This is a genomic window from Pseudomonas sp. MF6755, from assembly GCF_016405635.1.
In the GTDB taxonomy this organism is placed as follows: domain Bacteria; phylum Pseudomonadota; class Gammaproteobacteria; order Pseudomonadales; family Pseudomonadaceae; genus Aquipseudomonas; species Aquipseudomonas haemolytica.
This window is the reverse complement of the sequence record NZ_JAEKDA010000017.1, coordinates 84,803-110,928: the sequence shown is the minus strand read 5'-3', so window position 1 is coordinate 110,928 and position 26,126 is coordinate 84,803. Positions and strand designations below refer to the sequence as shown.

The 26,126-nt window shown below is 65.0% G+C and carries 3 protein-coding genes; all 3 read right to left on the bottom strand.

All coding sequences use genetic code 11. The annotated features are described in order from the left end of the window. Positions 1–3: 3 nt before the first annotated feature. A complete protein-coding gene (gene macA / locus JFT66_RS22585) occupies positions 4–1,155 on the bottom strand; it encodes a macrolide transporter subunit MacA (protein WP_034119548.1) in 1,152 nt (383 codons plus the stop codon). Between the two features lie 723 nt (positions 1,156–1,878). Beyond that, positions 1,879–13,206, bottom strand: a complete 11,328-nt coding sequence (locus JFT66_RS22580; RefSeq protein ID WP_198860190.1) for a non-ribosomal peptide synthetase — start codon at positions 13,204–13,206, stop codon at positions 1,879–1,881. Then, positions 13,203–26,126 (bottom strand): non-ribosomal peptide synthetase, encoded by a 12,924-nt coding sequence (locus JFT66_RS22575; protein ID WP_198860189.1) that lies wholly within the window; start codon positions 26,124–26,126, stop codon positions 13,203–13,205. Before JFT66_RS22575 ends, JFT66_RS22580 begins: the two co-directional genes overlap by 4 nt.

The window sequence follows — 26,126 nt, the reverse complement described above, 5'->3', positions numbered from 1 at the left end:
GGCTCAGTTCCCCGCCACGGCAGGCGTGGCGTCGCCGATCACCACCTTGTCGCCCTCGACCAGGCCGTCGAGAATCTGCACCTTGACGTTGTTATTGATACCGGTCTTGACGTTACGCGCTACCGCCTTGCCCTTGGCATCCAGCACGCGCACCGAGTAGCTGCCATCAGCATTACGCGCCCCCAGCGCCGCTACCGGCACCATCAGCGCGGCCTGGGCGGTGTCGAGCACGATGCGCACCTGGGCAGTCATGGCGATGCGCAGGCGGTGGTCGGGGTTGGGCACGTCGAACAACGCGTTATAGAACACCGCGGTGTTCTGCTTGGGCGTGCCGGCGGTCTGGGTTTCGAGGAAGTTCTGCGGCGCCGGCTCAGTGCCGCGCAGCTTGGCGTAATAGCGTTTATCCGCCTCGCCGAGGATGGTGAAGTACACCTGCTGGCCAGGGCTGATATGAATCACATCGGCTTCCGAGACTTGGGCCTTGACGGTCATGGTGTCCAGGTCCGCCAGCTTGAGCAGTACCGGCGCCAACTGGCTGGCGATCACGGTCTGGCCTTCCTGAGTGACGATGCCCACCACGTCGCCATCGATGGGCGCGTTGATACGGGTGTAGGCCAGGTTGACCTTGGCGGTGTCGATCTGGATGTGCGCGCTTTTGATCTGCGCATCCAGGGACAGCAGGTTGGCTTGCTGCACCTGGAAGCTCGATTCGGCATCTTCGAAGTCCTGACGCGACACGGATTCATCCACCTGCAGGCCCTTGTAGCGTTCGTACACTGACTTGGCCTGCCTGAGCTGGGCCGCCGTGGCGCGGCGTTGGGCCTGGAGGTTCTCTTCATCGACCTGGGCTTTGCGCAGGGTGTTTTGCAGGATCAACGGGTCGATTTCGGCCAGCCACTGGCCCTTTTTCACCTTGTCGCCGACTTTGACCTTCAGCGACTTGAGCTGGCCGGAGACCTGGGCGCCAACGTCGACTTGCTTGATGCCTTCGAGCAGGCCGGTGGCCAATACCGCGTTTTCGATATCGCCGCGTTCGGCGGTGGCGGTTAGGTATTGGGGGGCGTCGGCCGGGGCCTGGACGGTGTAAATGACCAGGCCGATGGTTATGGCCAAGACTGCAAGTATGCCGATTTTGCGGAATTTAGACGTTTGCATAGTGGGCTTCTTGATTGAGTACAAATCCGTTACCCGGGTGAACGCGGCTTACAATGTGGGAGGGGGCTTGCTCCCGATGGCGGCCTGACAGCCGACCAGAATGTTGGATCAGACCGAGTACATATCCATTGCTGCGGTAACGGCTGCTATGGGTTCCGCTCTTACAGCGGCTCACTTTTGAAAAGCCCAAAAGTAAGCAAAAGGCTCTTGCCCCACCACTCGGCACCTCGCTTAGGCTCGGTGTGCCCGTAATCCGACATGGATTTGGGGGGCCGCCTGAGATCAAAAGCAGAGCAAGATCAAGAGCGGCTCGCTTCGTATCGTGGTTACCGGCGGCCACTACAAGGCGGTGTAAATACCCATGGCTATCGGGGGCAAGCCCCCTCCCACATTTCTTACGGTACCCGGCCTCACCAACCGGTCGGCTATAAGGCCGCCGCGCTTTGCTTTTGATCTGGAATCGCCCCGTTAAACCACGCTGGCCGAACGCAGGTTTTGGAGCGTGGGCAACCCGGCAGGACGCCGGGTTAGCCGCACTGGGCCAGGGATGGCCCATTGCGGCGGCCCACGCTCCAAAGCCTGCGTTCGGGCACACCGAGCCTAGGCGAGGTGCCGAGTGGTGGGGCGAAGGCCTTTTGGTTACTTTTGGGCCTTTCCAAAAGTGACCCGCTGTAAGAGCGGAACCATAAGTCGCCGTTACCGCAGCAACGGATATGCCCCCACTCACGAAACCACCTCCCGAACCCCAACACCTTCAACCCACCACTTAGCCAACCCCAACACATTCGGCTCCTTGAGCAAGGTGAAATGATTCCCCCCGCCATACCAAACCTCCAACCCACTCCCCTGCCGCCGCCACCCCTCGATCATCAACCCCTGCTCACGCTGGTTCCCCGCCGCATCCAGTGCCGGATCCTGCGCCAACACCAACCGCACCACCCCGCTGTACCGCGCCTGCGGCCGATAAACCGTACGCAACGCCGCCGCATAAGTGCGCGCCGGCCCATCCATCGCATCCACAGCTGCACGCGCCGGCATCAAGCCGACACCGACCATCCCCGCATGCAACCACTGTCGCTGCGCCACTTCATCGCGTCCGGCGAAATCAAGCGGATCAATCCCCAGCGACTTCCCGGCCGCCAACTGCATCGCCTCAATCAACCGCAACAACGCCGCCGTTGACGTGTACGGCTTGCCGCCACGCCCCGGCGCCTCACTGTCGATCACCGTCAACGACCCCACTTCACGCCCCATCGCCTGCAAGCGCAGCGCCATCTCCAGCGCGATCCAGCCCCCAAACGAATGCCCGACCAGGTGCACCGGCCCGTGCGGGCATTCCTGCTCCAACGCCGCCAGATAACACTGCGCCGCCGCCTCAACCTGGCTATGAGGCACCGCCTCGCCATCCAGGCCGCGTGGCTGCAAGCCAAACAGCGGCCAGTCACGCCCCAGCGCTTCGCTCAAGCCCACAAACCCGGTCACGCTGTCCCCGGCCCCCGGTATGCAGAACACCGGTGCATGCCCCACGCGACCACTCTGGATACGCAACAACGGTTGATGCACCGCGCAACTGACCGGCGTACTCGCCGCCAGCGCCACCGTCATCGCCCGGCCCAGCCCCTGGATATGCGGCGCCTGCATCATGCTCTGGTGATCCCCCGGCACTTGCACCTGGCGCAGTTGCCCAGGCGCCAAGGCAGCGTCCCAACCCAGTGCCACACTGCGCCGCGACAGCTCGGTAGGACGTTGCTCGGCGCTGAACAGGTGCACCGGAATCGGCAGCGGGAACAGGCTGTAGTGGGCCAACGCATGCCCATGCCCGACTTCCCGCTGGATGAAGCTCAACAGGTCCGCGTCCGTCGCCGCCGCCATTTGCGCGTATAGCAAACCTTCATCGCGACAGCGTTGCAGCAGAGCCGCAAAGTCCAGCTGTCCAATCTGTGCCTCCAGTTGTTCAAGGCTTGCCAGCTCATCCACACCTCCCTGTGAATTCCAATACGCCGTGCACTGCAACAGTAGATGCCGCTTGAGCGCATCCGGCCCGCTCCAGCGCGCCTTGCCCTGATCGGTCATGCGCGGCACGTAGCTGTCGATCAAGCCGAGGAATGCCACGGCCTCATCCAGCCCCAGCAGTTGCATGGCGATTTCATAGGCCAGCACGCCACCAAAGGACCAGCCCGCTACCCGGTACGGGCCGTGAGGCTGTCTCTCGCGGATCAACCCGACCATGCGCGCCGCCAAGCCCTCCATGCTGTCCAGGTGCGCCTCGCCAAGCGCCAGGCCTGGCAGGCCATAGATCGGATAATCGCCGGGCAGGTGCTGGCCCAGCGCCGGGAAGTACACGTCCAGGCCGCTGAACTCATGCACCAGGAATAACGGCGCCTGGGAGCCGCTACTGCGCACGGTGATCACCGTTGTGTCAGGCAGCGCTGCATCGCCGCGCTGACGCAGCAGCGCCGCGACCGAGGCCACGCTGGCGTGCTGGAACAACTCGGCCAGCGCCACCGGCAACCCGGCCTCGTCGAGCAGGTTGACCAGGCGAATCGCCAACAGCGAATGCCCGCCCAGTTCGAAGAAACTGTCATGCCGCCCCACTTGATCGAGCTTCAACACCTCGCCCCAGAGCTGGGCCAGGGTCTGCTCCAGGGCATCGGCCGGCGCTTCGAACGTACCGCTGGCCGAGGCTTCCCAGGCAGGCACCGGCAAGGCTTTACGGTCGACCTTGCCATTGGCCGTCAATGGCAGTTGCTCAAGCGCCACATAAGCGGACGGCACCATGTAGTCCGGCAATTGCGCGTGCAGGTAAGCACGCACCTGCTCGATGCCGACGGGGTCGCCCGCCCAGGTGAAATACGCCACCAGGCGCTTGTCCCCCGGCACGTCTTCACGGGCCAGCACCACGGCTTCCTGGATGGGGCCGAACGTCGCCAGCCGGGCTTCGATCTCACCCAGCTCGATGCGAAAACCACGGATCTTCACTTGGTCGTCATTGCGCCCGATGCACTCCAGCAATCCGTCGGCCGTCCAGCGCCCGAGGTCGCCGGTGCGGTACATCAACGCGCCGGGGTTGAACGGGTCTTGCACGAACTTTTCGGCGGTCAGCTCAGGGCGATTCAAATAGCCGATGGCGACGCCCTCGCCACCGATGCAAATTTCACCGGTGATGCCCAGCGGTACCGGTTGCAACTGCGCATCGAGCACATAGATCTGCGTGTTGGAGATGGGTCGCCCCACCGGCACGCTGCCCGTATCCGTGCCGACCTCGCGCACTTCATAGGTGGTGGCATAGGTGGTGGTTTCGGTCGGCCCGTAGCAATGCACCAGGCGCAGTGCCGGTGCCTGCGCCAACAGGCTGCGGAACGCCGCCGGATCAGCACGCTCGCCGCCGCACAGCAGAATGCGCAAGCCGGCCAGGGCTTCGGGGATCAGTTGCACATACTGGTTGAACAGCGCAGTGGTGACGAACAGCACCGTGGCGCCTTGCAAGGCCACGCCGAAGGCCGCCGGGTCGAGCAAGGTTGCATGGTCGATCACCTGCACCTGGCCGCCGTTGAGCAACGGCCCCCAGACGTCCATGGTGCTGGCGTCGAACGCCGGGTTGGAAGCGAAGGCCACGCGGTCGCTGGCATTGAAATCGGCATAGCCGTTGTTGAGCACCAGGCGCGTGATGCCGCGATGGGGCACGAGTACCCCCTTGGGCGTGCCGGTGGAGCCGGAGGTGTACATGATGTACGCCACGCTGTCCGAGGGCTGCGACAAGTCCGGGTTGTGGCTCGGTTGCGGGTCGAGGGCCAGGGTGTCCAGGTCCAGGCGGCGTGCCCCACCTTCAAAGGCGGCATCGCTGCGGGTCAACAGCCAGGCCGCACCACTGTCTTGCAACATGAAGCCCTGACGTTCGGGCGGTGCGTGAATGTCCAGCGGCACATAGGCGGCGGCGCATTTGAGGATAGCCAGTTGGCCGACCAGCAACTCCAGCGAACGCGGCAGCAGGATCGCCAGGTTGTCGCCGGGGCGCACCCCCAGGTCGAGCAGACGATGGGCCAGGCGGTTGGCGCGGCTATTGAGTTCGCCGTAGCTAAGCCGTTGCTCGCCGTGCACCACCGCCACGGCGTCTGGGCGTGCATGGGCCTGGGCTTCGAACAAACGCTGCACGGTATGTTCATGTGGGAACCTGCGGGCGGTGGCGTTGAAGCCCTCAAGCAGTTGCTGGCGTTCAGCCTCAGGCAGGATCGGCAAACGGCTGATGGCGATGTCGCGGTTGCCTTCCAGCGCCTGCACCAGTTGCGTCAGCGCGATCTCCAGGTAGCCGCACAAACGCCGGGCGCCCTGCCCCATGGCCGTCAGGCTGAAGCCTTCACCGAGGTCATCCACGCTTACCGCCACGCCGTAATGGGTGTGTTCCTCGGCCTTGAGCAACTCGATACCCTGCCACGCCGCCGCCACGCCACCGGCCTGGGCTGCGCTGTGGCGATAGTTGAACAACACGCTGAACAACGGCGTCGCCACTGGCACGCCGCTGCAACGCTGGGCCAACGCCAGGGGCGCATGTTCATGGCTGAGCAGTTGGGTCAGGCGCCCATGGGTGGCGCGCAGTGCCGTCAACACCGAGCGTTCACCCAGGTCGACGCGCAGCGGCAAGGTATTGATAAACACGCCCATGGCGTGCTCGGCGCCTTCGCCGCCTTGCAGGCGACCCAGCATCACCGTGCCGAATACCACCTGTTGGCGGCCGCAGACCTTACCCAGCACATGGGCCCAGGCCAAGTGCATCAGGCTGGCGGCGCTGACGCCCGCTTGGCGAGCCTGGCTGCGCAGGCGCCGGCTCAACGTCAGGTCAAGGCTCAGTTGCGCATGGTCATCGGCGCCGAGACGGGGAACCTCGGTCGGTGCGTCGATATCAGCGAGCATCTCACGGAAAAACGCCGCGTGATCATCCGCGCCCAAACGGGTCTGGGCCACGTAGTTGCGATAGGGCACTGGCGCAGCCAACGTGCCCTCGGCGCCCAACAGGAACGCCTGCATTTCACGCTGCAGAATCTCCAGGGCGATGTGGTCCATCACCAGATGGTGGAACAGCAACGTCGCCACCACCCGCTGCGGTTCCTCGGCGTACACCAGTCGCATCAACGGTGCCTGGCCGAGGTCCAGGCGTGACGGCAGCGGTCCGTTTTCAACGCTTAACGAGGCGTGCCGCCACACTACCTGCACCGGTTCTTCCAGCCCGTCCCAGTGGAAGGATGAGCGCAGGATGTCGTGGCGCTGGATCAACGCCTGCAATGCACGGGCGAAAGCGTCCAGGCGCATGCGGCTGTCAAAGGCAAACTGCGCCTGCAATACATAGCCGTCGCCGCCCTGTACGGCGCGATGCTGATACAGCATGCCGGCCTGCAACGGCGCCAGCGGGTAGATGTCCTGCACATTCGCAGCGCCCCCGGGGATGTTGGCAACGATGCGCTCGATAGCGGCTTGGTCCAGGTCGATCAGCACCAGCATGTCCGGGGTAATCTGCACGCAGTCGGCAGCAATGCCATTGGCCGGCACCGCCACTTCACGCCCGCCACCCAAGGCCGCTGCCAGCGCAGCCAAGGTCGGTTGACCAAACAGCACCTTCACATCCGCCGACAAGCCCAGGCGGCGCAGACGCCCCATCAGGCTGACCGCCAACAATGAGTGGCCGCCCAGCTCGAAGAAGTTATCGTGGCGGCCCACGCGCTCCACGTTGAGCAACTCGGCCCACAACGCGGCCAGGGTGATTTCCGTATCGCCCTGGGGCGCCTCGTACTCGCGCACCACCAAGGCATCCAGGCCCGGCGCTGGCAACGCCTTGCGGTCGAGCTTGCCGTTGGGGCTCAGGGGTAAAGCGTCCAAATGCACGAAGCTGGCCGGCACCATGAATTCCGGCAGGTGCAGCAGCAGATGGGCGCGCAGATGTTCAATTTCGGTCGATGTGCCGGTGTAGTAAGCGATCAGGCGCTGCTCGCGGGCAATCACCGCGGCTTCCTGGACGGCTGGGTGCTCGCTCAGGCGGGCCTGGATTTCTCCCAATTCGATGCGAAGGCCACGAATCTTGACCTGATCATCATTGCGTCCTAGGTATTCGATAGTACCGTCCGGCAAATAGCGGCCCAGGTCACCGGTGCGGTACATGCGCCCCGGCATGAACGGGTCATCGAGGAAACGCTCGGCGGTGAGATCGGCACGGTTCAGGTAACCCCGCGCCACCTGCACACCGGCGATAAACAATTCACCCACTACCCCCAACGGCACTGGCTGCAACTGCCCGTCCAGCACGTACAGGCGGGTGTTGGCAATCGGCTTGCCGATGGGCGTGTTGTCCGGCACGTCAGGGCCTGCGCAGTCCCACGCGGTCACGTCCACCGCTGCTTCAGTGGGGCCATACAGGTTGTACAAGCCGATGCCCGGCAGTTGCTGCTTGAAGCGCCGCACCAGGCTGCCCGGCAGGGCTTCGCCGCTGCACATCACCCGCACCAGCCCGGCCGCCTGGCTGACATCGCCATGGGCAAGGAACACATCGAGCATTGACGGCACGAAATGCAAGGTGGTGACGCGCTCCGCCGCAATCACCTGGCACAGGTACTCAGGGTCTTTATGCCCGCCAGGGCGCGCCATGACCAGGCGTGCACCGGTGAACAATGGCCAGAAGAATTCCCACACCGACACGTCGAAGCTGAACGGGGTTTTCTGCAAGACCGTATCGCCGGCAGTGAGCCCGTATTCGTCCTGCATCCACAGCAGGCGGTTGACCACCCCAGGGTGTTCGTTGATCACGCCCTTGGGCTGGCCGGTGGAACCGGAGGTGTAGATCACGTAGGCGGCCACGCTGGCCACATCAAGGTTGCCGGTGGGCTGGTGCTGCCAGGTGGGTTGATCCAGATCGATCACCGGCACTGCGCCCAGCAAACCCAGGGTGCTGCCTTGGGCTAGCACCAGCGTCGGTGCGCTGTCTTGCAGCATGTAGGCGATACGCTCCAACGGGTACGCCGGGTCGACCGGCACATAGGCGGCGCCAGCCTTGAGAATGGCGTACAGGCCGATGACCATGTCCAGGCCACGCTCCACGCAGATCGCCACCCGCGCCTGCGGCTGCACACCGAGGGCTTGCAGGTGATGGGCCAGTTGGTTGGCGCGGGCGTTCAGTTCGGCATAGGTCAGTTGCTGTTCACCGGCCGTGAGGGCCGTCGCATCTGGCGTGCGCAGTACTTGGGCTTCAAACAGCCCGTGCAAGGTCTGGTCGAGGTTGTAAGCCACGGCGGTGTCGTTGAAATCGACCAGCAATTGCTGACGCTCGTGCTCATCCACCAGCGGCACATGCTCCAGCACCGCCTGGTCGTTAGCGACCATGGCCTGCAACACGCGGGTGAAGTAGCCGACGTAACGCTGCATTGTCGACTCATCGAACAGCGCCACGGCATATTCCAGCGCGCCGAGGATGCTGCCCTGCACTTCCCCCAGGTTCAACGACAGGTCGAACTTGGCAAAGTGGCTGTTCTCGACAATGCCTTCCAGGGCCAGGTCGCCCAGCGCCAGCGTCGGCGCGCTGCTGTCCTGCCAGCTCAGCAACGTCTGGAACAGCGGGCTATGCGCCAGGCTGCGCGGCGGGCGGGTGATTTCCACCACTTGCTCAAATGGCAGGTCCTGATGGGCCTGGGCCGCCAGGGTCAGCGCCTTGACCCGCGCCAACAACACCTCGGTGCTCAGCTCGCCGGAGGTGTCGATACGCAGCGCCAGGGTGTTGACGAACAGGCCGATCAGCCCTTCCACCTCGGTACGCGTGCGGTTGGCCACCGGTGTGCCGATCACCACGTCCTGCTGGCCGGACAGGCGCGCGAGCAGCGAGGCCCAGGCACTCATCAACGTCATGTACAACGTGCTGCCATGGCGTTGGCTCAAGGCCTTGAGCCCGGCCGTGAGGCGTTCATCCAGGCGCACTTCGACGCTGCTGCCGGCGTAGTCCTGCTGCGCCGGGCGCGGGCGGTCGGTGGGCAAGGTCAGCAACGCCGGCGCACCGGCCAGGGCCTGCTGCCAATAGGTGCTTTGGCGGTGCAACACTTCGCCGCTCAACCACAGGCGTTGCCACACGGCAAAGTCGGCGTACTGGATCGGCAAGGGCGGCAGCGGGTCGGCGTGGCCGTGGCTGAAGGCTTGGTACAGCGCCATCAGCTCGCGGGTCAGCACGCCCATGGACCAGCCGTCGGAGACGATATGGTGCAGGGTCAGCAACAGCACATGGTGATCGTCGGCCATCACCACCAGGCGCCCGCGCAGCAACGGGCCACGTTCAAGGTCGAACGGCGCCGAGGCTTCGCCATGGATCAAGGCGTCCAGGGCTTGCTGGGGTTGCGGGTGGCGGCGCAGGTCCTGCACTTGCAGGGCCTGCAACGCCTCGGCCGGTACGATCAGCACCTGGGCCTGATCACCATTCTGGGCAAAGCGGCTGCGCAGGGTTTCATGCCGCGCGACGATGCGTGCCAAGGCCCGTTGCAGCGCCTGCACATGCAACTGCCCACGCAAACGCAGGCCGATGGGAATGTTGTAGGCGGTATTGGCACCTTCCATCAACGCCAGGAACCACAGGCGTTGCTGGGCGAACGACAGCGGCACGTCGTCATCGCGATTGGCCGGCAGGATATCCGGCAAGGTGCTGCGCCCGGCCTGGGCCAGCAGCTCGGCGACCGCCGCCAGTTCGGCGTTGGCAAACAAGTCGCCCAGCGCCAGTTCGACCCCCAGCCGCTGGCGAACCTGGGAGACCATGCGCATCGCCAGCAGTGAGTGCCCGCCCAACTCAAAGAAATGGTCACGCCGCCCGACCCGTTCCACCTGCAACACATCGGCCCAGATCTGCGCCAGCACACCTTCGATCTCGCCCTGGGGCGCGGCGTATTCGCGGGTAAACACCGCCGCCATGTCCGGCGCCGGCAGGGCCTTGCGGTCGAGCTTGCCATTGGTGGTCAGCGGCAGCGCGTCGAGTTTCATGAAGGCGACGGGGACCATGGAGTCCGGCAAATGCGCCACCAGATGAGCGCGGATCTGCGCCACTGTCAGCGCATCGAGTTGCGGGTTTTCAGTGAAGTAGGCCACCAGCCGTTCTTCACGCACGAGCACCACTGCCTCCAGGATGCCCGGCAATTGGTTGAGCCGGGTTTCGATCTCGCCCAGCTCGATACGCACGCCACGGATTTTCACTTGGTCGTCATTACGGCCCAGATAGTCGAGCGTGCCGTCCGGCAGCCAACGTACCAAGTCGCCGGTACGGTACATACGCCCCGGGTTGAACGGGTCGCGCAGAAAGCGCTCGGCGGTCAGCTCCGGGCGGTTCAGGTAACCGCGCGCCACGCCCTTGCCGCCCACGTACAGCTCGCCGGCCACCCCCAGCGGCACCGGACGCTGCTGTTCATCGAGCACATACACCGTGGCATTGGCGATGGGCTTGCCGATATGCAACGGCTGGCCCGCCTCGACCTTGCCGGAGGTTGCCACCACCGTGGCTTCGGTGGGGCCATAGTTGTTGATCAGCTCAAAGCGCTGCGCCCGCCCGAACTGGCGCAAGCGATCGCCGCCGACCAGCAAGGTGCGCAAGGTCGGGTGCTCAATGTTCTGGCTGAACGCGTATTCGGCTACCGGCGTAGGCAGGAAGCTCACGTCCAATGGCTGCGCGCACCACCAGGCCAGTAATGCATCGATATCTTCAGCGCCGTCGTGGGCCGGCGGCAGGTGCAGGGTGGCACCCACACACAGCGCCGGCCACACTTCCCAGGCCATCGCATCAAAGCCGAAACCGGCGACGCTGGCGGTGTGCCGCCCGGCACGCAGATCGAAGACGCTGCAATGCCAGTCCACCAGGTTGGCAACGGTGTGGTGCTCCACCATCACGCCTTTGGGCAAGCCGGTGGAGCCGGAGGTGTAGATCACATATGCCAGGTGCTTGGGGCCGACGGCGACCTTGGGGTTGCTCGCCGTATGGTGCTGCCAGGTGAAACGGTCGAGGTTGATCACCGGCACGTCAAGCTCGGGCAGGCGCCCCAGCAAGGCGTGTTGGGTGAGCACCGCCACCGGCGCGCTGTCGCTGAGCAAGTAGTGCAGCCGCTCGGCTGGGTGGGACGGGTCCACCGGCACATAACCGGCACCGGCCTTGAGGGTTGCCAGCAAGCCGGCCAGGGTGTCGAGGCCGCGCCGCGCAACGATGGCCACGCGGTCATCGGGCTTGACCCCCAACGCCAGCAGGTGATGGGCCAGCAGGTTGGCTTGCTGGTTGAGTTCGGCGTAGGTCAGTTGCCGGCCCTGGTGCACAGCGGCAATGGCATCCGGCGTGAGTGCCGCCTGGGCTTCGATGCGGCCATGCAGCGTGGTGCCTTGGGGAAACAGCGCGTGAGTGGTGTTGAACTGCTCCAGCAACAGGCGCTGTTCGGCGACGGGCACCACCGAGAGCTGGTTAAGCGCGGTGTGGGGTGCTTGCTCCAGCGCGGTGACGAGGTTTTCCAGCGCGGTTTGCAGGTAGGCACACACGCGCTGAGGGTCGACCAGGGTGTTGGCCAGCAAGCTCAGGCCGAAGCCCTCGCCCAGGTCGTCCACGCTCAGGGTCAGCGGGTAGTTGGTGCGTTCCTCGGCGCGCAGTGCGGCGATGCCCTGCCAGGCCGACACGGCCTCGGCACTGGCGGCGGGTGCGCTGTGGCGGTAGTTGAGCAGCGCGCTGAACAGCGGCGTGGGCGCGATCACGCCGCTGCAACGCTGGGCCAGGGCCAGGGCTGCATGCTCATGGCGCAGCAAGGTGGTCAGGCGTGCGTGGGTGGCCTTGACGCCGCTGCGCACGTCCTGGGCGTCCACATCCACGCGAAACGGCAAGGTGTTGATGAAGATGCCCAGGGCGCGGTCGGTGTCATGACTGCCCTGCATGCGCCCCATCAATACGGTGCCGAACACCACTTGGGCCTTGCCGGCCAACACGCCCAGCACCTGGGCCCAGCCCATATGGAACAGGCTGGCGGCGCTCACGCCGAGTTGGCGGGCCTGCACCCGCAAACGCCGTGCAAGCTGTGGCGCCAACGGCAGGCTGACTTCGGCAATGCCGCGGGCATCGCCCTGCACGTCCTGCAACCCGAACGGCAAGGTCGGCTCACTGATATCGCCGAGCATCTGCCGGAAGAAACGTTCATGCTCCCGCTCGCTGATGCCCAGCCGCGCCTGCGCCACATAGTTGCGAAACGGCACGGCCTGGCCCAGGGCGGCGCCCTGCCCCAACAGGCACGCCTGCATTTCATGGCACACCACTTCCAGGGCGCTGTGGTCCAAAGCCATGTGATGAAACAACAAGGTGGCGACGATGCGCTGGTTGGCCGGGTCTTCAGCACGCACCAGGCGCAGCAGCGGCGCCTGGGTCACGTCGAGGCGATAGTGGCGGGCATCAAACAGGTCATGCAGTTGCCCGGCGATTTCGCCGTCGGCCGGGTCCAGCGTCAAGACTTGCACCGGCAGGCATGCCTGGCGCCACACCACTTGCGAGGGTTGTGCCAGGCCGTCCCAGACCACCCCGGTACGCAAAATGTCGTGACGGTCCATGACGCGTTGCAGGGCCTGGGCGAACGCCTCGAAACGTTCCAGGCAGTCGAAGGCGAACTGCGACTGCATCACGTAGGGGTCGCCTCGCTCGGCGCTGACATGGTGGAACAGGATGCCTTCCTGCAGCGGCGCCAGCGGGTAGATATCCTGGATATTCGCCACACCGCCCTGCACGGTGGCGACGATCCGTTCAATCTCGTCCTGGCTCAGGCTCGAGAGGGTCAACATCTGTGGGGTGATGCGTTCAGCCCCGGCCGGAATGCCATTGGCCGGCACCGCCACATCGCCAGCCTTGGTCGCCAAGTATTCACCGGCCTTGATCAACTCGATCAGCGCCGGTTTGTGTTCGCGCAAGGCGGCCAATATCGCCGGGTCGCTCAGAGCTTGCTTGTTGCCGTTTACCGCCAACTGTTCGCCCTTGAGCGCCAGTTGCACGTCCTTGGTTTTCAGGGTTGCCAACAGCTCGAAGAGGCTCACAGGACGATCTCCATTCGTTCGGTCATTGCGGCATAGCCGGCCAGGGTCGGTTGTTCGAACAACGCCCGCACATCGGCTTCCATGCCTTCCTGGCGCAGGCGCCCGATCAAGCTCACGGCCAGCAGCGAGTGCCCGCCCAATTCAAAGAAATTGTCATGCCGGCCTACCCGCTCCACTTTGAGTAGCTCGGCCCAGAGCCGGGCCAGCAGAATCTCGGTATCACCTTCGGGCGCCTCGTACTCACGCACCCTCAGCGCGTCCATGCCCGGTGCGGGCAGGGCCTTGCGGTCGAGCTTGCCGTTGGGGCTCAGTGGCAATGCGTCCAGGTGCACGAACAGCGCTGGCACCATGAAGTCCGGCAGGTGTTGCAACAGCTGGGCGCGCAAGCTCTCGATGTCGGTCGGTACGCCGGTGTAGTAGGCGACCAGCCGTTCTTCGCGAGCCACTACCACCGCTTCCTTGACTGCCGGATGCTCGACCAGCCGCGCCTGGATTTCCCCCAGTTCGATGCGCAGGCCACGGATCTTGACCTGATCATCGTTGCGTCCCAGATACTCGATAGTGCCGTCGGGCAAATAGCGGCCCACGTCACCGGTGCGGTACATGCGCCCTGGGCTGAAGGGGTCATCGAGGAAGCGTTCGGCCGTCAACTCAGGACGGTTCAGGTAACCCCGCGCCACTTGCACACCGCCGATAAACAACTCACCGACCACGCCCAGGGGCACCGGCTGCAACTGCCCATCCAGTACGTAGAGGCGCGTGTTGGCAATCGGCTTGCCGATGGGCGTGTTGTCCGGCACGTCCGGGCGTGCGCAGTTCCACGCGGTCACGTCCACCGCCGCTTCGGTGGGGCCATACAGGTTGTACAAACCAATGCCCGGCAGTTGCTGCTTGAAGCGGCGCACCAGGCTGCCCGGCAACGCCTCACCGCTGCACATCACCCGCACAAGGCCGGCCGCCTGGCTGACATCGCCGTGGGCGAGGAACACATCGAGCATCGACGGCACGAAGTGCAAGGTGGTGATCTGTTCTGCTTCGATCACCTCGCACAGGTACGCCGGCTCCTTGTGCCCACCCGGGCGCGCCATCACCAGGCGTGCGCCGGTGAACAGCGGCCAGAAGAACTCCCACACCGACACGTCGAAGCTGAACGGGGTTTTCTGCAACACCGCGTCGTCGGCTTGGAGGCCATAGGCGTCCTGCATCCACAACAGGCGGTTGACCACCCCGGCATGTTCGTTGATCACGCCCTTGGGCTGGCCGGTGGAACCGGAGGTGTAGATCACGTAGGCCTGGTGCCGGGCGGTGAGGCCCGGCACGTGTGGGTTGGTGGCCGGCTGCTGGTGCCAGGTGCTGTGGTCGAGATCGATCAGCGCCACGTCACCCAACAAGGCACGGGTAGCGCCTTGGGCCAGCACCACCACCGGCGCGCTGTCTTGCAGCATGTAGGCGAGGCGCTCTTGCGGGTAGGCCGGGTCCAGCGGCACATAACCGCCGCCGGCCTTGAGGATGGCCAACAGGCCGATGACCATGTCCAGGCCGCGCTCCACGCAGATCCCCACCCGCGAGTCGGGCTGCACGCCCATCTCCCGCAGGTGATGGGCCAGGCGGTTGGCGCGCTCGTTGAGCTGCAGGTAGCTCAACGAGTGCTCGCCCGCCTTCACCGCCACGGCCTGTGGCGTGCGCAGTACCTGGGCTTCGAACAGGCTGTGCAGGGTCTGGTCGAGGTTGTAGCCCACTGCGGTGGCGTTGAACTCGACCAGCAGTTTATGGCGCTCCTCGGGGCCCATGACCGGCAAGCGATTCAACCCATGGCTGGGTGCTTGCTCCAACGCTTCGACCAAACCGGACAACGCGGTCTGCATATACCCGCAGACCCGCTGCGCATCCACCTGGGCCAACGCGGTGATCGCGTAGCCGTCGCCCAGGTCGTCTACATTCAAGGTCAGCGGGTAGTTGGTGCGCCCGTCATTGACCAGGGTCTGCATGCCTTCCCACGCCAGATGCGCATCCGGCGAACGGGTGGCGGCGCCGCGATGGCGATAGTTGAGCATCGAGCTGAACAACGGCGCCGGTGCCGCCACGCCGCTGCAACGCTGGGCCAGGGCCAGGGAGGCGTGCTCATGGCCAAGCAACTCAGTAAGCCGCGCATGGGTGGCGCGCACGGCGGCGCGGGCGCCCTGGTCATCGATGTCCAGGCGCAATGGCAAGGTATTGATAAACACCCCCAGCGCCCGATCAGCGCCCTCGCCGCCTTGCATGCGGCCGACCAGCACGGTGCCGAACACCACCCGCTGGTGGCCCGAAGTGGCCGCCAGCACCTGCCCCCAGGCCAGGTGAAACAGGCTGGCGGTACTGACGCCCAACAGGCGCGCCTGGGCGCGCAGCCGACGGTTGAGGTCGCTGTCCAGGCGCAGGCTGTGTTCCTGGATATCGAACCCGTCGCCACGTACATCCTGCAAACCGAACGGCAGCGTAGGTTCATCGACATCAGCGAGCATGGCGCGGAAGAACGCTTCATGTTCCTGCTCACTGACGCCCAACCGCGCCTGGGCCACATAGTTGCGATACGGCATCGGCGCGGCGGTGGGCACGCCGTGGCCCAGCAGGTAGCCCTGCATCTCGCGCAGCACCACATCGAACGCGGTGTGGTCCAGGGCAATATGGTGGTAGAGCAACACCGCCACCACGCGTTGGTGGGTTGGGTCCTGGGCGTACATCAGGCGGATCAGCGGCGCCTGGCTGACCGGCAGGCGATAGCGTCGCGCGTCAAACCGCTCATGCAGGCCGGCGAGTACGTCGCCTTGCAGATGCAGCTCCTGCACACTCAATGCAGCCTTGCGCCACACCACTTGCAGCGGTTGCGCCAGGCCTTCCCACACCACTGCGGTACGCAGGATGTCATGGCGGTCGATCACCTGTTGCAGCGCCCGGACAACGGCTTGCAGGCGCTCCACACTGTCAAACGCCAGGTGCGATTGCAGCAGGTACGGGTCGCCCTGCTCGGCAGTGAGGTAGTGGTAGAAAATGCCTTCCTGCAGCGGCGCCAGCGGGTAGATATCCTGTACGTTGGCGGCGCCGCCGGGCACCTGGGCGACCGCTTGGTCGATGGTCGATTGATCCAGCGTGACCAGGGACAGCATGTCCGGGGTGATGCGTTGGCAGTCGGCACTGATGCGGTTGGCCGGCACCTGCACTTCGCGGCCACTGCCGACGGCGGCCGCCAGCGCGGCCAGGGTCGGCTGGCTGAACAATACGCGCACATCAGCGCTGAGGCCGGCCTGGCGCATGCGTTCGATCAGGCTGACGGCCAGCAATGAATGGCCGCCCAGCTCGAAGAAGTGGTCATGGCGACCCACCTGCTGCACCTGCAATACCTCGGCCCAGATGCGCGCCAGGGCGGTTTCGACTTCGCCTTGCGGGGCTTGGTAATCGCGACTGAGCAAGGCGCACTGGTCGGGATCCGGCAGCGCCTTGCGGTCCAGCTTGCCGTTGGCGGTCAGGGGCAGCAGGTCGAGTCGCATGTAGGCGACCGGCACCAGCGCATCGGGAAGCTGAGCATGCAGTTGTGCACGCAACGCCTGGATATCCAGCGTTCGCTGCTCGGTGAACCAGGCCAGCAGGCGGCCTTCGCGCACCAGCACCACGGCTTGCTCGACGCCATCGAGTGCGGCGAGGCGGCTTTCGATTTCGCCCAGTTCCACGCGCACACCGCGCACTTTCACCTGGTCATCGTTGCGGCCCAGGTACTCGAGGTTGCCATCGGGCAACCAGCGCACCAGGTCGCCCGTGCGGTACATGCGTCCTTCGTTAAACGGGTCTTGCAGAAAGCGTTCGGCAGTCAGGTCCGGGCGATTCAAGTAACCCCGCGCCACGCCGCTGCCGCCCACATACAGCTCACCGGTCACGCCCACCGGCACCGGGCGCTGTTGTGCATCCAGTACGTAGCTGGTGGCATTGGCGATGGGCCTGCCGATATGCAACGCCTGCCAGGCGCGCACGCGACCGGAAGTAGCGACCACCGTGGCTTCGGTGGGGCCGTAGTTGTTGATCACCGCAAAGCGCCGCTCCTGGGTGAACTGACGCAGGCGGTCACCGCCGATCAGCAGGATGCGCAGGGTCGGGTGTTGCAACGGCTGGCTGAACGCGTATTCGGCCACTGGCGTGGGCAGGAAGCTCACATCCAGCGGCTGCGCCAGCCACCAGGCCAACAGTTCATCGAGGTTTTCATTGCCCACTTCGGCGGGCGGCAGATGCAGGGTCGCGCCGATGCACAAGGCCGGCCAGGTTTCCCAGGCCATCGCATCAAAACCAAAACCGGCGACGCTGCTGGTGTGGCTCACAGCATTCAGGCCAAAGGCTTCGCAATGCCAGTGAACGAGGTTTTCCACCGTGCGGTGTTCCACCATCACGCCCTTGGGCTGGCCGGTGGAGCCGGAGGTGTAGATCACGTAGGCCAGGTGCGCCGGGGTCAGCGTGGCTACCTGCGGATTGCTGACGGCGTGGTGCTGCCAACGGGGGTCATGCAAGTCGACCATCGCCACCGGCCCCAGCAGGTCACGGGTGCTGGTCTCGGCCAGTACCGCCACCGGGGCGCTATCCTGCAACAGGTAGGCGATACGCTCGGCGGGGTACGCCGGATCAATCGGCACATAGCCCGCGCCGGCCTTGAGAATGCCCAGCAGCCCCACCAGCATCTGCGGGCCGCGACGGCAGCACAGCGCCACGCGGTCATCCGGCTGCACGCCGAGTTCGAGCAGGTGGTGGGCCAACTGGTTGGCACGTTGATTGAGTTGCTGATAGGTCAGTACATCGCTGCCTTGCTGTACGGCAATCGCGTGGGGTTGGCGCTCGGCCTGCACCTCAAACGCGCCGTGGACGGTCTGGCCACGGGGGAAATCATGGGCCGTGGCGTTGAATTCGCGCAGCAGGGTTTCGCGCTCGGCGGTTGGCAGGATGGGCAGTTGGTTGAGGGCGTGGTGCGGGGCACTCTCCAAGGTCGCGACCAGCTGTGCCACGGCACTGTGCATGTAATCACACAGGCGTTGTGCACCGATCTGCGGCAGCGCCAGCACGCTCAGGCCGAAGCCTGCGCCCAGGTCATCCACACTCAGGGTCAGCGGGTAGTTGCTGCGTTCCTCACCACCGAGCAGTTGCACGCCTTCCCAGATGCCATGGCCGTCACGCGCCATTTCGCCGGGGTTGCTGTGGCGGTAATTGAGCAAGGCGCTGAACAATGGCGTGCTGGTCGGCACACCGCTGCAGCGCTGGGCCAGGGCCAACGAGGCATGTTCATGGCCGAGCAAGGCGCTCAAGCGTGCGTGGGTCGCCTTGACCGCCGCCGTGGCAGCGGCCGCCACATCGACCCGCAGCGGCAAGGTGTTGATGAACATCCCCAGCGCCCGGTCCGCGCCGTCGCCAGCTTGCATACGGCCCATCAATACCGTGCCGAACACCACGTCATCGCGGCCGGACACCAGCCCCAATACCTGGGCCCAGGCCAGGTGCATCAGGCTGGCGGCGCTGACACCCAGTTGTCGTGCCTGCTGGCGTACCCGCTGTGCCAGCTCGGTACCCAGTTGCAACCCGGCCTCTTCGATAGCGCGGCCATCACCCTGCACATCCTGCAGGCCGAACGGCAAGGTTGGCTCATCGACATCGGCGAGCATCTCGCGGAAGAATTGCTCATGCTCGGCCACACTGACGCCCAGTCGCGCCTGAGCCACGTAGTTGCGAAACGGCGCTGCCTCGGGCAAGGCACTCGCCTGGTCGAGCATGCAGGCACGCATCTCCTGACCCACGACTTCCATGGCAGTATGGTCCAACGCCAGGTGGTGGAACAACAGGATCGCCGCGACTCGGTCAAGCACCGGGTCTTGGGCATAGACCATGCGCAGCAATGGTGCCTGGGTGATGTCCAGACGGTAGTGCCGGGCATCGAAGCGTGCATGCAGTTGTTCGATGATGCCACCGTCGGCCGGGTCCAGATGCACCTCCTGCACGACCAGCCGGGCCTCGCGCCACACCACTTGTACCGGGCTGTCCAGCCCCTCCCAGACCACGCCTGTGCGCAAGATATCGTGACGCGCCACCACCTGTTGCAGCGCGCCCATGAACCCGTGCAAACGTTCGAGGCTGTCAAATGCCATGCGCGATTGCAGCAGGTACGGGTCGCCCTGCTCGGCACTGATATGGTGGTAGAGAATGCCTTCCTGCAAAGGCGCCAGCGGGTAGATGTCCTGCACATTCGCCGCGCCACCCGGCACGTTGGCGACGATACGCGCGATGGCATCCGGGGCTAGTTGCACCAGGCTCAGCATCGACGGCGTGATCTGTGTGCAACCTGCGGGGATGCCATTGGCGGGCACCACGATTTCTCTGCCGCTGCCAACGGCTGCCGCTAACGCCGCCAGGCTCGGCTGGCTGAACAACACCCGCACATCCGCACTCAGGCCCACTTGGCGCATGCGTTCGATCAGGCTCACCGCCAGCAACGAATGCCCGCCCAGTTCAAAGAAATGATCGTGACGCCCGACGCGTTCGAGCTTGAGCACGTCCTGCCAGATCTGCGCCAGCAGGGTTTCTACCTCGCCTTGGGGGGCTTCGTAGCCGCGGCTTAGCAAGGCCGCCTGGTCCGGTATCGGCAAGGCTTTGCGATCGAGCTTGCCGTTGTTGGTCAAGGGCAGGCTTGCCAACGGCATATAGGCCGACGGCAGCATATAGTCCGGCAGTTGGCCTTGCAGGTAGGCGTGTACCTGGTCAATACCCAAGTCTGTATCGGCCCAGGTGAAATAGGCCACCAGGCGTTTGTCCCCCGGCACGTCTTCCCTGGCCAGCACGGCGACCTCTTGGATACCCGGGCAGTTGGCCAGGCGCGACTCGATCTCACCCAGTTCGATGCGGAAGCCACGGATCTTCACTTGGTCGTCATTGCGTCCCAGGCATTCCAGCAGGCCGTCCACCGACCAACGTCCCAAGTCACCGGTGCGGTACATCAACGCCCCCGGCTGCTCGACAAAGGGGTTGCTGACGAACTTTTCAGCAGTCAACTCCGGGCGATTCAAATAGCCCTTGGCGACGCCATCGCCACCGATGCAGATTTCACCGGTGATGCCCAGCGGTACCGGTTGCAACTGCGCATCGAGTACATAGATCTGCGTGTTGGAGATGGGGCGCCCCACCGGCACGCTGTCCGTATCCGTGCCGACTTCGCGCACTTCATAGGTAGTCGCGTAGGTGGTGGTTTCGGTCGGCCCGTAGCAATGCACCAGGCGCAGCGCCGGTGCCCGCGCCAACAAGCTGCCGAACGCCGCCGGGTCGGCACGCTCACCGCCGCACAGCAGGATGCGTAGGCCGGCCAGGGCCGCGGGGATCAGTTGCACGTACTGGTTGAACAGCGCGGTGGTGACGAACAGCACCGTCGCGCCCTGGAGCTCGGCACCGAATGCCAACGGGTCGAGCAAGGTGGCGTGGTCGATCACCTGCACTTGCCCGCCATTGAGCAGCGCGCCCCACACATCCATGGTGCTGGCGTCGAACGCCGGGTTGGAAGCAAAGGCCACACGGTCGCTGGCATTGAAATCGGCATAGCCGTTATTGATCACCAGGCGCGTGATACCGCGATGGGGCACCAACACCCCCTTGGGCGTGCCGGTGGAACCAGATGTGTACATGATGTACGCCACGTCCTGCGCGGATTGGGTCAGCCCGGGGTTATCCGCCGGCAGATCCTCCAGGTCCAGCTCGGCCAGGTTTTCGAGCACTTGGCGGGCGCCGCTGTCCTGCACCATGAAGGTCCGGCGCTCGAGCGGCGCGTTGACGTCCAGCGGCACGTACACGGCCGCGCACTTGAGCACGGCTAATTGGCTGACGATCAGGTCGATGGAGCGCGGCAGCGCCAGGGCCACCGGTTCACCCGGCTGCACGCCACGACTGATCAAGTGATGGGCCAAGCGATTGGCGCGGCGATTGAGGTCGCGGTAGCTCAGGCTCCGTTGGCCGTGCACCAGCGCTATCGCCTCAGGCCGAGCCAGTACCTGGGCTTCGAACAATTGGGCGACGGTGAGCTGCGACGGGTATTCACGGGCGCTGGCATTGAAGCCCTGCAGCAGTTGCCGGCGCTCGGCGGGCGGCACAATCGAGACCTTGTGCAACGCGGTGGTCGGCGCTTGTTGCAGCGCGCTCACCAAGTTGCGCAGCGCGGTAAGCATATAGTCGCCCACCCGTTGCACATCCAGCTCGGCGACGCCTTGCACGGTAAGGGTGAAGCCTGTGCCAAGGTCATCGACATTGAGCACCAGCGGGTAGTTGCTGCGCTCTTCGGAGCTGAGGATCTGGATACCGAACGCGACAAAGGGACTATCCCCCGGCGCTTCATCCAGCGCGCTGTGGCGGTAGTTGAGCAAGGTGCTGAACAACGGCAGCGAGCCCGGTACACCGCTGCACCGTTGGGCCAGGGACAGCGAGGCATGCTCGTGACCGAGCAGTTGCGCCAGGCGTGCATGGGTGGCGCGCACACCGGCTTGTACGCCGACGGCCCCCAGGCTGACCCGCAGCGGCAAGGTATTGATGAACATCCCCAGCGCACGGTCGGCGCCCTCGCCGCCCTGCATGCGCCCCAGCAGCACGGTGCCGAACACCACCTCCTGCTGGCCTGACACTTGGCCCAGCACCTGCGCCCAGGCCAAGTGCACCAGGCTCGCGGTGCTCACGCCCAGTTGCCGCGCCTGTTCACGCAGGCCCAGATTGAGCGCCGGTTCCAGCGGCAAGCGGGCTTCATGGATGCCGCTGCCGTCGCCATTCACGTCCTGCAAGCCGAAAGCCAGCGTCGGCTCGTCGATATCACCGAGCATCTCGCTGAAGAAGGCTTCGTGCTGCGCCTGGCTGAGCCCCAGACGCGCCTGGGCCACGTAATTGCGGTACTGCACCGCGTCAGGCAGTTGCGCACGGTTGCCGCTCAGGCTGGCGCTCATTTCTTCGACCAGCACTTGCAGCGCCGTATGGTCGAGCAGGATGTGGTGCAGTAGCAGGATGCCGACGAAGCCGCCCGCCTTTTCGGCATAGGCCAGGCGCATCAGCGAGGCACGGGACAGGTCCAGGCGATAGTGGCGTGGGTCGAAGCGCTGTTGCAGGTGCGCCAGGGCATCGGTGCCCTGACTGTCCATGCGCTCGACGGCCAGCGGCGCCTGGCGCAACACCACTTGCACCGGCTCCTCCAGGCCCTCCCAGAGGATAGCGGTGCGCAGGATATCGTTGCGCTCGATCACGCTGTGCAACGCCTGGATAAAACCATCCACGGCGCCTTGGTCGTTGAAACGCAACTGCACCTGCAACACGTAGGGGTCGCCGTCGGTGGTTGCCAGGTGATGGTAGAGAATGCCGGCCTGCAACGGGGCAAGACCGTAGATGTCCTGCACGTTGGCCACGCCACCGGGCACGGCCTGGATGATGTGATCGATGGCCGCCTGGTCCAGTTCGACCAGCGGCAGCATGCCCGGCGTGATCTGCTCACTGTGTTCTTCAATCAGATTGGCCGGGACCTGTACCTCCCGTTGCCCGCCCACCGCCGCCGCGAGGGCCGCCAACGTGGGTTGGCCGAACAATACGCGCACGTCGGCGCTGAGCTCGACCTGGCGCATGCGCTCGATCAGCTTGACCGCCAGCAGTGAATGCCCGCCCAGCTCGAAGAAGTTATCGTCGCGGCCCACGTGTTCGAGCTTGAGCAGCTCCTGCCAGATCGTGGCGATGGCGTTTTCCACCGCGCCCTGGGGCGGCGCATAAGCGCGCCGGGCCAAGGCGTCGGCATCCGGGGCGGGCAAGGCCTTGCGGTCGAGCTTGCCGTTGGTGGTCAGCGGCAGCTTATCCAGGCGCACGAAGGCGCTGGGCACCATGTGCTCGGCCAGGCTCAGCAGCAAATGGTCGCGCAAGGCGGCGACGCTGGGTTCACCCTCGGTGATCACGTAGGCCACCAGGCGCTTGTCACCCGGCACATCTTCACGGGCAATCACCACCGCATCGCGCACGCCGCTGGCGCTGGCCAGGTGTGCTTGGATTTCACCCAGCTCGATCCGGAAACCGCGGATCTTGACCTGGTCATCGTTACGCCCCAGGTACTCGACGCTGCCATCGGCCAACAGGCGCCCGAGGTCGCCGGTCTTGTACATGCGCAGGCCGGTGGCCGGGTCAGCGAGGAAGCGTTCGGCGTTGAGTGCCTCGCGGTTCAGGTAACCGCGCGCCACCCCGGCGCCGCCCACGTACAACTCGCCGACCACACCCAGCGGCAGGGGCTCGCGCTGTTCATCCAATACGTAGAGCTGCAAGTCGGGAATGCGCACGCCAATCGGGCTGACCCCAACCAATTGGGCATCCGCCGCCTGTAGCGCACGATAGGTCACATGCACGGTGGTTTCGGTGATGCCGTACATGTTCACCAGCTGCGTACCGGCGTTCACCGCCCGCGCGTACCACGGCTTGAGCATGCCCGGTTCGAGGGCTTCACCGCCGAAAATCACCTGGCGCAGCGAGTGCGACTGAGCGCTGTGGCCCTGGGCGGCGATCAATTGACGGAACGCGCTCGGCGTCTGGTTGAGAATGCTCACCTCGGCGTCGCAAAGCAGCGCGTAACACTCATCCGGCGAGCGGCTGACCAGTTGCGGCACGATCAGCAACTGGCCGCCGTGCATCAGCGCGCCCCAGATTTCCCACACGGAAAAATCGAAGGCGAAGGAATGGAACAGCGCCCACACATCATGCTGGTTGAACCCGAACCACTGCCGGGTGGCGCTGAACAGGCGCGCCACCTGGCGGTGTTCGATCATCACGCCCTTGGGTTGGCCGGTGGAGCCGGAGGTGTAGATCACATAGGCAAGGTTGGCCGGGCTCAGGTGCAAGCGTGGGTTGAGGATGGACGCCTGGCCGAGGTTGTCCAGGTCTACCTGCGCCAGCTCACCGACCAGATGCCGGGTGTTGGCCTGCACCAGCACGGCCACGGGTTGGCTGTCGGCCAGGGTGTAGGCAATGCGTTCCTGCGGGTAAGCCGGATCAATCGGCACGTAGCCGGCGCCGGCCTTGAGAATGCCGAGCAGGCCGATGATCATCTGCGGGCCACGCTCCACGCAGATCGCCACGCGACTGTCCGGCGCCACGCCCTGGACCAGCAGCGCATGGGCGACCTGGTTGGCGCGTTCGTTGAGTTGGCGGTACGTGAGGCGTTGCTGCTCAAAGCGCACCGCAATGGCTTCGGGCTGGGCGGCGGCGTGAGTTTCGACTTGCTGGTGGATCAGCGCGGTGTCGGCGTAGTGCGTGGCGCAGTAGTTCAGGGTGTGCAGCAGGGTGTGGCGTTCAGCCTCCGGCAGGATGTTAAGGCCGCGCAGCGGCATATCCGGTCGCTGCTCAAGGGCGTCGGCCAGGCTTTCCAGGGCCGTATGCAGGTAGCCGGCGACCCGTTGCGCGTCGATGGACGCATCGACCATCACCGTCAGGGCAAAGTCTTCCCCCAGGTCATCGACGTTGACCGTCAGCGGGTAATTGGTGCGCTCCTCGGCGCCCAGCACCTGGATGCCTTCGGCGACCTCGATCACCGCCGCCATGTCGGTGGCGGCACTGTGGCGATAGTTGAGCATCGCGCTGAACAGCGGCGTGGGGGCCGCCACGCCACTGCAACGCTGGGCGAGCGCCAGGGAGGCATGCTCGTGATCGAGCAAACGGGTGAGGCGTTCGTGGGTGACCTTGACGGCGGCGCGCACGCCTTGCCCGCCAACATCCACCCGCAGCGGCAACGTGTTGATGAACATGCCCAAGGCCCGTTCACCGCCCTCGCCTGCGCCCATGCGGCCGAGCATCACGGTGCCGAACACCACCGTCTCACGACCGGAGACCACGCCCAACACCCGCGCCAAGGCGAGGTGCATCAGGCTTGCCACGCTCACTCCCAGCGGCCGCGCCAAGCTGCGCAGGCGGCGACTGAGGCTGTTGTCGACGGGAATGCGCGCTTCGTCGATGCCCTGGCCGTCGCCCTGCACATCCTGCAGGCCGAAGGGTAAGGTCGGTTCATCGACATCCGCGAGCATGTCGCGGAAGAACGCCTCATGGGCCTGCTCGCTGACCCCATGGCGCACCTGGGCGATGTAGCTGCGAAACGCCACCGGCGCAGCGGCCTGGGCTTGCTCACCGGCCAGGTAGCGCTGGATTTCATGGCGCACCAGGTCCAGGGCGGTGTGATCGAGGATGGTGTGGTGGAACAGCAGCATCGCCACCACGCGCTGGTTGGCCGGGTCGTCTGCGAACACCAAACGCAGCAGCGGTGCCTGGCCCAGGTCCATGCGGTAGGTGCGGGCGTCATAGCGGGCGAGTAACTGGGCGAGACGGTCGCCGCTGTCGAAGCGGGCTTCTTCGCAGGCCAATCGGGCCTTGCGCCACACCACTTGCAGGGGTTCGTCGAGGCGTTCCCACACCATGGAAGTGCGCAGGATATCGTGGCGGTCTATCACCCATTGCAGCGCCTGGGCGAAAGCGTCGAGGCGTGAACGGCTGTCGAACACGAACTGTGCGTGCAGCACATAGGGGTCGCCCTGCGCCGCCGAAAGGTGGTGGTAGAGCATGCCTTCCTGGAGCGGCGCCAAGGGATAGATGTCCTGCACATTCGCCGCACCGCCGGGGATCGCCGCGACAATACGGTCGATGGCTGGCTGGTCGAGGTTGACCAGCGGCAACATGTCCGGGGTGATGCGATAGGCCGGGCTCAGCCAGTCACCGCCATGCTCGGCGACCAGCTGGAGCAGCCGGGGTTTGTGCGCGATCAATTGGTCCCAGAGCGTGTCATCCAAGGCTTCGTCATCGCCGAGGATGATCAGGTCGCCTTCTTCAGTTTGCAGACGGATCGCGTGAGTGGAGATCGCTGCCAGTAAGTCGCTGAACTGCAT

Bases quoted from the DNA above. Each gene is read 5' to 3' on its own strand.
- macA (WP_034119548.1), bottom strand. From the start codon at position 1,155: ATGCAAACGTCTAAATTCCGCAAAATCGGCATACTTGCAGTCTTGGCC.
- JFT66_RS22575 (WP_198860189.1), bottom strand. From the start codon at position 26,126: ATGCAGTTCAGCGACTTACTGGCAGCGATCTCCACTCACGCGATCCGT.